Genomic DNA, 12,017 nt, shown 5'->3' with positions numbered 1-12,017 from the left:
ACTCTGGGATCGACTCGGCTTGGTCTCGATACTGGATACGATAAACCGGCTTAGCCGTGTAACCTGAACCGCCGTATACGGAACCGTACGTACGGTGGTGTGAGAGGACGGCGGATGTAAATCCGCCTCCTACTCGATGCCCGCTCAACCGATCAGAACAGGAAATAACGCTGGGCCATCGGCAACACATCCGCCGGTTCGCACCACAGCAAAATGCCGTCAGCCTTGACCTGATAAGTCTGCGGATCGACCTCGATCTCTGGCAGGTAATCGTTGTGGATCAGGTCGGTCTTCTGCACCTCGCGGCAACCTTTGACCACGGCGATTTTCTTCTTCAAACCCAGGGCTTCGGCAAGCCCGGCCTCCTGCGCCGCCTGGCTGATAAAGGTCAGGCTGGTGGCGTGCAGCGAGCCGCCATAACTGGCGAACATCGGGCGGTAGTGCACAGGTTGCGGCGTTGGAATCGAGGCGTTGGCATCCCCCATCAGGCTGGCCGCGATGGCGCCGCCCTTGAGGATCAGTGTCGGTTTGACCCCGAAGAACGCCGGGCGCCAGAGCACCAGGTCAGCCCATTTACCCACCTCGATCGAGCCCACTTCATGGCTGATGCCATGGGTGATCGCCGGGTTGATCGTGTACTTGGCGATGTAACGTTTGGCGCGGAAGTTGTCGTTGCCTTCACCGTCCTGGGGCAACGGGCCGCGCTGCTTTTTCATCTTGTCGGCGGTTTGCCAGGTGCGGGTGATCACTTCACCGACGCGGCCCATGGCCTGGCTGTCGGAGCTGATCATCGAGAACGCGCCGAGGTCGTGGAGGATGTCTTCGGCGGCGATGGTTTCGCGGCGGATGCGGCTTTCGGCGAAGGCCACGTCCTCGGCAATGCTCGGGTCCAGGTGGTGGCAGACCATCAGCATGTCGAGGTGTTCGTCGATGGTGTTGCGGGTGAACGGCCGGGTCGGGTTGGTTGAGCTGGGGAGCACGTTGGCAAAGCCGCAGGCCTTGATGATGTCCGGCGCGTGGCCGCCGCCCGCACCTTCGGTGTGGTAGGTGTGGATGGTGCGGCCCTTGAAGGCGCCGAGGGTGGTTTCGACGAAGCCCGATTCGTTGAGGGTGTCGGTGTGGATCGCCACCTGCACGTCGTACTGATCGGCGACACTCAGGCAGTTGTCGATACTGGCCGGGGTGGTGCCCCAGTCTTCGTGGAGCTTGAGGCCAATGGCGCCGGCCTTGACCTGTTCGATCAGCGGCTCGGGCAGGCTGGCGTTGCCCTTGCCGGTCAGGCCGATGTTCATCGGGAAGGCGTCGGCGGCCTGGAGCATGCGCGCCAGGTGCCACGGCCCCGAGGTGCAGGTGGTGGCGTTGGTCCCGGTGGCAGGCCCGGTGCCGCCGCCGATCATGGTGGTGACGCCGCTCATCAGCGCTTCTTCGATCTGCTGCGGGCAGATGAAGTGGATGTGTGTGTCGATGCCGCCGGCGGTGAGGATCATGCCTTCGCCGGCGATCACTTCGGTGCTGGCGCCGATGGCGATGTCGACGTTGGGCTGGATGTCCGGGTTGCCGGCTTTGCCGATGGCGGCGATACGCCCGTCCTTGAGGCCGACGTCCGCCTTGACGATGCCCCAGTGGTCGATGATCAGCGCGTTGGTGATCAGGGTGTCGACCACTTCGGCGGCCAATAGCTGGCTTTGGCCCTGGCCGTCACGGATAACCTTGCCGCCACCGAACTTCACTTCTTCGCCGTAGGTGGTGAAGTCTTTTTCCACTTCGACCCATAGCTCGGTGTCGGCCAGGCGGACCTTGTCACCGACGGTGGGGCCGAACATGTCGGCGTAGGCTTGTCTGGAGATTTTCATGCGCTTGCCTTGGGATTCAATTGATTTCGAGACCGCTCGCGTTGCTCGCTATCGCTGGCAAGCCAGCTCCTACAATTGGCATTCCAACCGGAAATACCGATGAAATACGATCCCTTGTAGGAGCTGGCTTGCCAGCGAAGGGGCCGGTGCGTGCACTACATAATTCAGAGGTCGCCCATGATCCGCCCGGCAAAGCCGAACACCCGCCGATGCCCGGCCAGGTCGACCAGCTCGACTTCGCGGCTTTGCCCCGGCTCGAAGCGCACGGCGGTGCCGGCGGGAATGTTCAGGCGCATGCCGCGGCTGGCGGCGCGGTCGAAGGTCAGGGCGTCGTTGGTTTCGAAGAAGTGGTAGTGCGAGCCGACCTGGATCGGTCGGTCACCGCTGTTGGCCACCTTCAAGCTGACCGTGCGGCGGCCGACGTTGAGTTCGATGTCGCCGGGCTGGATCTGGTATTCACCGGGAATCATCAATGGGCTCCCTGGAGAATCTTGTAGTAGAGGGCGGTTGGCTTGTAGAGACCGCTCGGATCGCAGGCGTAGTCGGGGATTTCGCCGGCGCGGGTGTAACCCAGGGCCTTGTAGAAATCCTCGGCAGGAGAGCCAGCCTCGGTATCGAGGTAGAGCATGCCGCGCTTGTGCTGCAGGGCCGCCTGCTCCAGCGCGCTCATCAGTTGTTGGCCCAGGCCACGGCGCCTGGCGTGCTCGCGCACCAGCAGTTTCTGCACTTCGGCGCGGTTCAGGCCATTGGCTTTCTGGCACAGGGTCAGCTGTACGCTGGCCTGCACCTGCTCGTCCTTGACCACCACCCACAGCAGGACGTTGCCCTTGTTCAGGTTCTCCTGGACTTCATCGAAATAGGCGCGGGCTTGCGTCGCGTCCAGATTCGCCATGAAACCGACACTGGCGCCATAGCCGACGGCGTCGAGCAGCAGATCGATCAAACCCTGACGATAGTGCGCAAAGCTTTCAATGTTGACGCGTCGCAATTGGGCGGCGTTCATCGGGCGTTACTCCTTGTTGGCGGGCGGCGGTTCGGCGCCAGGATTGAGCATCAGTTGCATGAAGGTCAGGTCCAGCCAGCGACCGAACTTGGTACCGACCTGCGGCATTTGACCTGTGGTTTTGAACCCGACGCGTTCATGCAGACGAATGGAAGCGGCGTTGCCGCTTTCGATGGCGGCGACCATCACATGTTTGTCGCAAAGCCTGGCGCGCTCGATCAGCACGTCCATCAATTGTGGGCCCAGGCCATTGCCGCGCTGGTCGCTGCGCACGTAGACCGAGTGCTCGACCGTGTGGCGGAAACCATCGAACGGCCGCCAGTCACCAAACGAAGCGTAGCCCAGCACGCTGTTCTCGCCGTCGACGATCACCAGGATCGGATAAGCCTGGGATTGCCGGGCGCTGAACCAGGCCTGGCGGTTGCCGAGGTCCACGGCCTGTTCGTTCCAGATCGCCGTGGTATTGAGCACTGCATCGTTGTAGATATCGCGGATCGCCGGCAGATCGGCATGCACCGCATCGCGGATGTGATAAGTCATGGCGCGTCCTCAGGCGATGGGTTGGTGGACGGTGACCAGTTTGGTGCCGTCGGGGAAGGTGGCTTCCACCTGGATCTCCGGGATCATTTCCGGGATGCCTTCCATCACTTGTTCGCGGCTGAGCAGGGTGGTGCCAAAGTGCATCAGCTCGGCCACGGTCTGGCCGTCACGGGCGCCTTCGAGCAGCGCCGCGGAAATGTAGGCCATGGCCTCCGGATAATTGAGCTTCACGCCGCGGGCCAAACGCCGCTCGGCGACGAGGCCGGCGGTGAAGATCAGCAGCTTGTCTTTTTCGCGTGGGGTCAGGTCCATCGTTGGAATCCATCTGGGAAGATAAAAAATCGGATCTGTAAATACATCACCTGTAGGAGCTGGCTTGCCAGCGAAGCTTTTTGGCGTCATTGAGTACGCCTTCGCTGGCAAGCCAGCTCCTACAGGGGGAGCGGTGTTCAGGTGCTCCATATTCTGGGTGGGATGGCTTCTCGGCCGAGCAGTGCAGGGCGCAATAACCGCCACAGATCAATCAGCCAGCCTCGTGCCAGCAGGGCTTCATTGGCCAGGCAACGGGCTACGAGCAAACCCGGCAACTGGGTCAAATCCCCGCGCACATCATTGGTCAAAGAACGGCAACGCTCCAGCAAATCACTATCGATTTCCCCGGTCACCAGCAGGGTGGCAAACACCGGTTGCCCATCCAGCCCGATCGGCGAATCGAGCAAACCGTCACCGCCCACAATGCGCTGGCGTTCGTGCCAGAGCAACTGGCCGTCGCGGCGGATGTCCAGTTGCGCCTGGAAATGCCCGAGATCGAAACGCTCGCCGCTGGCCGGGCGCCCCAACGCCACTACATCCCAATAGAACAGCCGCGCATCACTTTGCAGGTCAATGGAGGTGCTGAGCTCGGCCCGGGCATCGCTGAAGATGATCGTCTCTTGCGGCAACCATTCCAGCGTCGCACCGTGGGCCACTTTCAGGTCGAGTTTCTGATAAGCCGGCCCTGTCGCGCGATACCACTTGGCCGCGCCGGGGCTGGTGATTTGCGCCCACGCCGCGCGGCCGACGCTGGCGCTGATGTCCAGCCGGTCACCACCGGCAATTCCGCCTGGCGGATGCACGATGATGTGCTGGCACACCTCGGGCCCTTCGGCATACAAGTGCTTCTGCACCCGCAGCGGGCCTTTGTGCCGTCGCTGAACCGGGCGCGTGCTGTCGCCGAAGCGGGCGTAGCCCAGCTCCAGTTCGGCATGCCAGCTCGGGGTAAACAGGGCAGTGGGAAGTGGTAGATTCATGGCTTCTAATTATCGTTAGGACGCTACAGATTAGATCGTAACCAGGCCGCGTACACCTTCGGCTTCCATGTTTTCGCCGCGGCCCTGCTGCACGATTTCGCCGCGCGACATCACCAGGTACTGATCGGCCAGTTCGGCAGCGAAGTCGTAGAACTGCTCTACCAGCAGGATTGCCATGTCACCACGGGCGGCGAGCTTTTTGATCACTGCGCCGATTTCCTTGATCACCGACGGCTGGATGCCTTCGGTGGGCTCGTCGAGGATCAGCAGGCGTGGACGGCTGGCCAGCGCCCGGCCGATTGCCAATTGCTGCTGCTGGCCGCCGGACAAGTCGCCGCCGCGCCGTTGCTTCATCTGCAACAGCACTGGAAACAGCTCGTAGATGAACGCCGGGACTTCCTTGGCTTCACTGCCGGGAAAACGCGACAGGCCCATCAGCAGGTTTTCCTCCACGGTCAACCGGCCGAAAATTTCCCGGCCCTGGGGCACATAGGCGATGCCGGCATGCACCCGCTGGTGTGGCTTGAACGTGGTGATCGGCTTGCCCTCCCAACTCACAGCGCCGTCCTTGGCCGGCAGCAGGCCCATTAGGCATTTGAGCAAGGTGGTCTTGCCCACGCCGTTACGGCCCAGCAGGCAGGTGACTTCGCCGACCTTCACGTCAAACGTCAGGCCGCGCAGGATATGGCTACCGCCGTAGTATTGGTGCAGCTTGTCGACTTGCAGCATTCTCAAATCCTCCTCAATCCCTTGTAGGAGCTGGCTTGCCAGCGAAGCTTTTGGCGTCATTCAGTACGCCTTCGCTGGCAAGCCAGCTCCTACAGGTTCGGTGTTCGCAAAACTCAGCGACCGAGATACACGTCGATCACCCGTTCGTTTTCCTGCACCTGTTCCAGCGACCCTTCCGCCAACACGCTGCCCTGGTGCAATACGGTGACGTGGTCGGCGATCGAGCCGACGAAGCCCATGTCGTGTTCCACCACCATCAGCGAATGCTTACCGGCCAGGGTCTTGAACAGTTCGGCGGTGAATTCGGTTTCGGCGTCGGTCATGCCGGCCACCGGTTCATCGAGCAGCAGCAGTTGCGGGTCTTGCATCAACAGCATGCCGATTTCCAGGAACTGCTTCTGGCCGTGGGACAGCAAGCCGGCGGGACGATTGACCGAAGCGGTCAGGCGAATGGTGTCGAGCACCTCGGCGATACGGTCCTTCTGTTCGCCACTCAAGCGCGCCCGCAGACTGGCCCACACCGACTTGTCGGTTTTCTGCGCCAGCTCCAGGTTCTCGAACACACTCAAGGCCTCGAACACGGTCGGTTTCTGGAACTTGCGACCAATGCCGGCTTGGGCAATCTGTACTTCGCTCATTTGCGTCAGGTCCAGGGTCTCGCCGAACCAGGCTTTTCCGTGACTGGGGCGGGTCTTGCCGGTGATCACGTCCATCAGCGTGGTCTTGCCCGCGCCATTGGGCCCGATGATGCAGCGCAATTCGCCGACGCCGATGTACAGGTTCAAGTCGTTCAGTGCCTTGAAACCATCGAAGCTGACGCTGATGTCTTCGAGGGTCAGGATGGTGCCGTGGCGGGTGTTCAGGCCCGGACCGGCGCGTTGGCCGAGGCCGATGACATCGCGGCTGGTGCCGGCGTCCTTGTTCGGCTCCACGGGGAAAAACGCCGGTTCGAGCATGAATTCAGCGGTCGCAGTGACTCTCATTGTTCACCTCTTTTCTTCAGCAAGCCGATCACGCCCTTGGGCAGGTACAGGGTCACGACGATGAACAGCGCACCGAGGAAGAACAGCCAGTATTCCGGGAAGGCCACGGTGAACCAGCTCTTCATGCCATTGACCACGCCGGCGCCGAGCAACGGACCAATCAAGGTGCCGCGACCGCCGAGGGCGACCCATACAGCTGCTTCAATAGAGTTGGTCGGCGACATTTCACTTGGGTTGATGATGCCCACCTGCGGCACGTACAACGCACCGGCCAGGCCGCACAGCACCGCGCTCAACACCCACACGAACAGCTTGAATCCACGCGGGTCGTAGCCGCAGAACATCAGGCGGTTCTCCGCGTCGCGCAGGGCGGTCAGCACTCGGCCGAACTTGCTCTGCGCCAGGCGCCAACCGATGTACAGGCTGGCCACCAGCAGCAGCACCGTGGCGAAAAACAGCACCGCGCGGGTGCCAGGTTCAGTGATGCCAAAGCCGAGGATGGTGCGGAAGTTGGTGAAGCCGTTGTTGCCGCCAAACCCGGTTTCGTTGCGGAAGAACAGGAGCATGCCGGCGAAGGTCAGGGCCTGGGTCATGATCGAGAAATACACGCCCTTGATCCGCGAGCGGAAGGCGAAGAAGCCGAACACCAGCGCGAGCAATCCTGGCGCCAATACCACCAGACACATGGCCCAGAGAAAGCTGCTGGTGCCGGTCCAATACCAGGGCAATTCGCTCCACGACAGGAACGTCATGAAGGCCGGCAAGCCATCGCCGGAGGCCTGGCGCATCAGGTACATGCCCATGGCATAACCGCCGAGGGCGAAAAACAGGCCGTGACCCAGGGACAGCAGGCCGGCGTAACCCCAGACCAGGTCCAGCGCCAGGGCCACGATGGCGTAGCACAGGATCTTGCCCACCAGGGTCAGCGTGTAGGCGGAGACGTGCAGCGCACTGTCGGCCGGCAACAGCGAGAGCAGCGGTAACGCCAGCAGTAGAACGAGGATTACCGCGCCAACGGCCATCGTGACTTTCGGGCCGGCTTTTTGTGTCGCGGTAACGAGCAGGGGCTGGTTCATCAGTCGATCACCCGTCCTTTCAGTGCGAAGAGGCCTTGCGGACGTTTCTGGATGAACAGAATGATCAGCGCGAGGATGAGGATCTTGCCGAGCACGGCACCGATTTGCGGTTCGAGAATCTTGTTGGCGATCCCAAGGCCGAACGCGGCCAGCACGCTACCGGCCAGTTGCCCGACACCGCCTAATACCACCACCAGGAACGAGTCGATGATGTAGCTCTGGCCGAGGTCCGGGCCGACGTTGCCGATCTGGCTGAGCGCCACGCCGCCGAGGCCGGCAATGCCCGAGCCGAGGCCGAAGGCGAGCATGTCGACGCGCCCGGTGGGCACGCCGCAGCAGGCCGCCATGTTGCGATTCTGGGTGACGGCGCGCACGTTCAGGCCCAGGCGCGTCCTGTTCAGCAGCAGCCAGGTCAGCACCACCACGAACAGCGCGAATGCGATGATCACGATGCGGTTGTACGGCAGCACCAGGTTGGGCAGCACCTGAATTCCGCCTGACAACCACGCCGGGTTGGCCACCTCGACGTTCTGCGCGCCGAACACCAGGCGCACCAGCTGGATCAGCATCAGGCTGATGCCCCAGGTGGCGAGCAGGGTTTCCAGCGGACGACCGTAGAGGTGGCGAATCACCGTGCGCTCCAACGCCATGCCGATCGCTGCGGTGACGAAAAACGCCACCGGCAACGCAATCAGCGGATAGAACTCGATGGCCTGCGGGGCGAAGCGCTGGAACATCAACTGCACCACGTAGGTCGAGTAGGCGCCGAGCATCAGCATCTCGCCATGGGCCATGTTGATCACGCCGAGCAGGCCGAAGGTGATCGCCAGCCCCAGGGCGGCGAGCAGCAGGATCGAGCCCAGGGACATGCCGCTGAAGGCCTGGCCAAGGAGTTCGCCAACGAGCAATTTGCGTTTGACCTGGGCGAGGCTGGTTTCGGCGGCGGTGCGCACATTCGCGTCGGTTTCAACGCCAGGCTCCAGCAGATTTTCCAGGCGGGTGCGGGCCAGCGGATCGCCGGTTTCGCCGAGTAAACGGATGGCGGCGAGTCGCACGGCCGGATCGGCGTCTACCAGTTGCAGATTGGCCAGGGCCAGGCTGAGGGCGGCGTGAACGCTCTCGTCCTTCTCGCCCGCCAATTGCTGGTCAAGGAATTTCAGCTGCGCGGGTTTGGCGCTTTTCTGCAATTGCTGCGCGGCGGCCAGACGGATTTTGGCGTCGGCGGCGAGCAATTGGTGGCTGGCCAATGCGGTGTCGATCAGACCTCGCAGGCGGTTGTTCAGGCGCAAGGTTCTCGGTTGGCCGTCGATGGCCAATTCGCCTTGTTGCAGGGCGTTGATCAGCTCGATTCGGGCCGGATCGGGCTGCGCAGCCCAGGTTTCCAGCAGTTTGGCTTGCTGCACGGGATTGGCGGCGACGAAGTCTTCGGCGTCATCGGCGTGGGAGGCCATCGGCAGCAAAAGTGCAATGGCAAGGATGAAGCGGTAAAGGGCGGTGGGCATATGTATGGCCTTGCGCGGACTAAATGTGGGAGCGGGCTTGCTCGCGAAAACGGTGTGTCAGTCACATTGATGTTGGATGTGCCGCCGTCTTCGCGAGCAAGCCCGCTCCCACAGGGATTTGTGCTGGCCTCAGGTACAGAAGCCAGCATCCAGCGATCAGTTGCTCTTCACCGCATACTCCGGCTTCTTGTCGTTGCCCGGAATGAACGGGCTCCACGGCTGGGCGCGGATCGGCCCTTCGGTCTGCCACACCACGTTGAACTGACCGTCGGCCTGGATCTCGCCGATCATCACCGGCTTGTGCAGGTGGTGGTTGGTCTTGTCCATGGTCAGGGTGTAGCCCGACGGCGCGGCAAAGGTCTGGCCGCCCAGGGCTTCGCGGACCTTGTCGACGTCGGTGGACTTGGCTTTTTCAGCGGCCTGCGCCCACATGTGGATGCCGACGTAAGTGGCTTCCATCGGGTCGTTGGTCACGGCTTTGTCGGCACCCGGCAGGTTGTGTTTCTTCGCGTAGGCTTTCCAGTCGGCGACGAATTTCTTGTTCGCCGGGTTCTCCACCGACTCGAAGTAGTTCCACGCCGCCAGGTTGCCCACCAGTGGCTTGGTGTCGATGCCGCGCAGTTCTTCTTCGCCCACCGAGAACGCCACGACCGGCACGTCGGTGGCTTTCAGGCCCTGGTTCGCCAGTTCCTTGTAGAACGGCACGTTGGAGTCGCCATTGACGGTCGAGATGACCGCCGTCTTGCCGCCGGCCGAGAACTTCTTGATGTTGGCGACGATGGTCTGGTAATCGCTGTGGCCGAACGGTGTGTAGACCTCTTCGATGTCCTTGTCGGCGACGCCTTTGGAGTGCAGGAACGAACGCAGGATCTTGTTGGTGGTGCGCGGGTAGACGTAGTCGGTGCCCAGCAGGAAGTAGCGCTTGGCGCCGCCACCTTCTTCGCTCATCAGGTATTCAACCGCCGGGATCGCCTGCTGGTTTGGCGCGGCACCGGTGTAGAACACGTTCGGCGACATCTCTTCGCCTTCGTACTGCACCGGGTAGAACAACAGGCCGTTGAGTTCTTCGAACACCGGCAACACCGATTTGCGCGAGACCGAAGTCCAGCATCCGAACACCACGGCGACCTTGTCCTGGGTCAGCAGCTGCCGGCCTTTCTCGGCGAACAATGGCCAGTTCGACGCCGGGTCCACCACCACCGCTTCGAGCATCTTGCCGTTCACACCACCCTTGGCGTTGATCTCGTCGATGGTCATCAGCGCCATGTCCTTGAGCGACGTCTCGGAGATCGCCATGGTGCCGGACAACGAATGCAGGATACCGACCTTGATGGTCTCGGCGGCCTGGACTGTCCAGGTCATGCCCATCGCGGCAATGCTTGCCGTGAGTGTGAAAGCCTTGATCAAGCTGCGACGCTTCATTGTGCGATCTCCATGAACTTATGAATTTTTTGATTGGCAGATGCGGACTACTGAAGAGGCTTTAGCAAAGGCTGTGCCCGGTCGGAAAAAGACAGGGAAATGTCGTGTTAGAGCGGTTGTGCGGATATTTTGCGCACCATCAAGGCACGCGGCGGACGTGCTGGTGCGTTGAGATGCGCCAGATTGGGGCGTGATGAGGAGGGAGGACGGGCAAGCACGGTTCGTTGCTTGCCCAGGTATCGCTCAGGCTGCCGAATCGGGTTCAGCTTGCCGGTTGAGGCGTCCCAACAGGAGCTTGTCCAGCACCCACACCACCACCAGTGAAGCTCCCACCAAGGGGAAAGCTACGGCCAAGGCGAACATGATCACCATCGCGGTTTTCCATTTCGGCAGGTCGTGACGCAGCGGCGGGACACCGAACTTGCCTTGCGGACGACGCTTCCACCAGATCACCACGCCGCTGACCGCACTGAGCAAGATCATCAGGCAGATCAGCAGGACGATGATCTGGTTGAGCGTGCCGAACATCTTGCCTTCGTGCAGCATCACGCCGATTTCCGTGGCGCGGGCGACGGCGCCGTAGTGCTCGTAACGTACGTCGGCGAGGACGTTGCCGGTGTATTGATCGACATGCAGGGTGGCGTCGTTGCGTGGGTCATCGGCGAACACGGCAATGGTGAACACGCCGGTGGCCGTGGTCGGGAACGTGATGCTGTAGCCGGGCTCGACCTTGCGTTGCACGGCGATGTTCTGCACGTCCTGCAGGCTGATGGTCGGCGCGGCCGGACCGGATGGCGCTGCACCGTGGGCCATGTGTTCGGCGTGATCGCCGGACATGGGCATCGGTGTATTTTCCATGGCCCACGGCACGGTCTGGCGGGTGGCGCTGTTTAGACTGCGCGCTTCGACGTCGGACTTGGGCACGTTATCCCACATCGCTGCCGGAAAGACGTTCCAGACGGCGGCGTACTGTTGGCCCCAGAAGCCGGTCCAGGTCATGCCGCTTAGCAGCATTACCAGCAGCAATGAGGCGCCCCAGAAACCGGTGACGGCGTGCAGGTCACGCCACAACACCCTGCCTCGACTGCTCAGGCGTGGCCAGAGAATGCCCGCGGCCTGACCACGTGGCCACCACAGGAATACCCCGGACACCACCAGTACCACCCCCCAACCCGCGGCCAGTTCCACCAGTCGGTCACCGACGGTGCCGATCATCAGCTCGCCATGAATCGCCCGCGCGACCGCCTGCAGGTTCTTCTTGGCGTCTTGTTCGCCGAGGATGTCGCCGTGGTAAGGGTCGACGAACACGTTCAGCTCGGTACCTTCGTTGAGCACGACAAACTGGGCACTGCGCTCGGCGTTGATCGGCGGCAGGTACTGTTTGATCGTGCCTTGTGGATACGCGTCTTTCACCCGCTTGAGCAGGTCGTCGGCTGGAACGGTGTGGTGGCCGGCCGGGACGTTGAGCAGGCTGCTGTACATCAATGAATCGAGCTGCGGCTTGAACAGGTAGATGGTGCCGGTCAGGGCCAGCATCACCATGAATGGCGCAACGAATAATCCGGCATAGAAATGCCAGCGCCAGGCCAGGTTGTAGAAATTCACTTTGGGCTGTTTCAT

Annotated in this window: 12 protein-coding genes; all 12 read right to left on the bottom strand. The window is 61.9% G+C overall.

The annotated features are described in order from the left end of the window. Positions 1 to 152: 152 nt before the first annotated feature. The 12 genes from ureC to NPS56_RS27200 all read right to left on the bottom strand — a co-directional run bounded on the left by ureC (position 153) and on the right by NPS56_RS27200 (position 12,017). Entirely contained in the window at positions 153 to 1,853 is a 1,701-nt protein-coding gene (ureC, locus tag NPS56_RS27255; RefSeq protein WP_274077513.1) for an urease subunit alpha, read from the bottom strand. A 164-nt stretch (positions 1,854 to 2,017) separates the two neighbouring features. After that, complete coding sequence (locus NPS56_RS27250) at positions 2,018 to 2,323, bottom strand: urease subunit beta (protein WP_008146494.1); 306 nt, start codon at positions 2,321 to 2,323, stop codon at positions 2,018 to 2,020. Continuing rightward, entirely contained in the window at positions 2,323 to 2,856 is a 534-nt protein-coding gene (locus tag NPS56_RS27245) for a GNAT family N-acetyltransferase (RefSeq protein WP_274077512.1), read from the bottom strand. The genes NPS56_RS27250 and NPS56_RS27245 overlap by 1 nt, the downstream gene beginning before the upstream one ends. 6 nt (positions 2,857 to 2,862) lie before the next feature. Further along, a complete protein-coding gene (locus NPS56_RS27240) occupies positions 2,863 to 3,396 on the bottom strand; it encodes a GNAT family N-acetyltransferase (RefSeq protein ID WP_274077511.1) in 534 nt (177 codons plus the stop codon). Positions 3,397 to 3,405: 9 nt separating this feature from the next. Continuing rightward, the gene (gene ureA, locus NPS56_RS27235; RefSeq protein WP_007907366.1) at positions 3,406 to 3,708 is read right to left on the bottom strand and encodes an urease subunit gamma; all 303 of its coding nucleotides are present in this window, start codon (positions 3,706 to 3,708) and stop codon (positions 3,406 to 3,408) included. A 137-nt stretch (positions 3,709 to 3,845) separates the two neighbouring features. Then, positions 3,846 to 4,685 carry an urease accessory protein UreD gene (locus tag NPS56_RS27230; RefSeq protein WP_274077510.1) on the bottom strand — a complete coding sequence of 280 codons (840 nt, stop codon included), beginning with the start codon at positions 4,683 to 4,685 and terminating at the stop codon, positions 3,846 to 3,848. Positions 4,686 to 4,715: 30 nt separating this feature from the next. Next, a complete protein-coding gene (gene urtE / locus NPS56_RS27225) occupies positions 4,716 to 5,414 on the bottom strand; it encodes an urea ABC transporter ATP-binding subunit UrtE (RefSeq protein WP_274077509.1) in 699 nt (232 codons plus the stop codon). Positions 5,415 to 5,527: 113 nt separating this feature from the next. Further along, positions 5,528 to 6,397 carry an urea ABC transporter ATP-binding protein UrtD gene (urtD, locus tag NPS56_RS27220; RefSeq protein WP_274077508.1) on the bottom strand — a complete coding sequence of 290 codons (870 nt, stop codon included), beginning with the start codon at positions 6,395 to 6,397 and terminating at the stop codon, positions 5,528 to 5,530. Beyond that, positions 6,394 to 7,473 carry an urea ABC transporter permease subunit UrtC gene (gene urtC / locus NPS56_RS27215; RefSeq protein ID WP_274077507.1) on the bottom strand — a complete coding sequence of 360 codons (1,080 nt, stop codon included), beginning with the start codon at positions 7,471 to 7,473 and terminating at the stop codon, positions 6,394 to 6,396. Before urtC ends, urtD begins: the two co-directional genes overlap by 4 nt. Further along, complete coding sequence (gene urtB / locus NPS56_RS27210) at positions 7,473 to 8,975, bottom strand: urea ABC transporter permease subunit UrtB (RefSeq protein ID WP_274077506.1); 1,503 nt, start codon at positions 8,973 to 8,975, stop codon at positions 7,473 to 7,475. The genes urtC and urtB overlap by 1 nt, the downstream gene beginning before the upstream one ends. 156 nt (positions 8,976 to 9,131) lie before the next feature. After that, positions 9,132 to 10,397 (bottom strand): urea ABC transporter substrate-binding protein, encoded by a 1,266-nt coding sequence (gene urtA, locus NPS56_RS27205; protein ID WP_046819717.1) that lies wholly within the window; start codon positions 10,395 to 10,397, stop codon positions 9,132 to 9,134. Between the two features lie 243 nt (positions 10,398 to 10,640). Beyond that, the gene (locus NPS56_RS27200; RefSeq protein WP_274077505.1) at positions 10,641 to 12,017 is read right to left on the bottom strand and encodes a PepSY-associated TM helix domain-containing protein; all 1,377 of its coding nucleotides are present in this window, start codon (positions 12,015 to 12,017) and stop codon (positions 10,641 to 10,643) included.

Source organism: Pseudomonas putida (assembly GCF_028682635.1).
Classification (GTDB): Bacteria; Pseudomonadota; Gammaproteobacteria; order Pseudomonadales; family Pseudomonadaceae; genus Aquipseudomonas; species Aquipseudomonas putida_AE.
The sequence above is the reverse complement of the archived record's forward strand: the minus strand, read 5'-3'. Positions and strand labels throughout refer to the sequence as shown.

What these genes read in the sequence shown, in the direction of transcription:
- ureC (WP_274077513.1), bottom strand. Translation starts at nt 1,853, where the DNA reads ATGAAAATCTCCAGACAAGCCTACGCCGACATGTTCGGCCCCACCGTC.
- NPS56_RS27250 (WP_008146494.1), bottom strand. Translation starts at nt 2,323, where the DNA reads ATGATTCCCGGTGAATACCAGATCCAGCCCGGCGACATCGAACTCAAC.
- NPS56_RS27245 (WP_274077512.1), bottom strand. Translation starts at nt 2,856, where the DNA reads ATGAACGCCGCCCAATTGCGACGCGTCAACATTGAAAGCTTTGCGCAC.
- NPS56_RS27240 (WP_274077511.1), bottom strand. Translation starts at nt 3,396, where the DNA reads ATGACTTATCACATCCGCGATGCGGTGCATGCCGATCTGCCGGCGATC.
- ureA (WP_007907366.1), bottom strand. Translation starts at nt 3,708, where the DNA reads ATGGACCTGACCCCACGCGAAAAAGACAAGCTGCTGATCTTCACCGCC.
- NPS56_RS27230 (WP_274077510.1), bottom strand. Translation starts at nt 4,685, where the DNA reads ATGAATCTACCACTTCCCACTGCCCTGTTTACCCCGAGCTGGCATGCC.
- urtE (WP_274077509.1), bottom strand. Translation starts at nt 5,414, where the DNA reads ATGCTGCAAGTCGACAAGCTGCACCAATACTACGGCGGTAGCCATATC.
- urtD (WP_274077508.1), bottom strand. Translation starts at nt 6,397, where the DNA reads ATGAGAGTCACTGCGACCGCTGAATTCATGCTCGAACCGGCGTTTTTC.
- urtC (WP_274077507.1), bottom strand. Translation starts at nt 7,473, where the DNA reads ATGAACCAGCCCCTGCTCGTTACCGCGACACAAAAAGCCGGCCCGAAA.
- urtB (WP_274077506.1), bottom strand. Translation starts at nt 8,975, where the DNA reads ATGCCCACCGCCCTTTACCGCTTCATCCTTGCCATTGCACTTTTGCTG.
- urtA (WP_046819717.1), bottom strand. Translation starts at nt 10,397, where the DNA reads ATGAAGCGTCGCAGCTTGATCAAGGCTTTCACACTCACGGCAAGCATT.
- NPS56_RS27200 (WP_274077505.1), bottom strand. Translation starts at nt 12,017, where the DNA reads ATGAAACAGCCCAAAGTGAATTTCTACAACCTGGCCTGGCGCTGGCAT.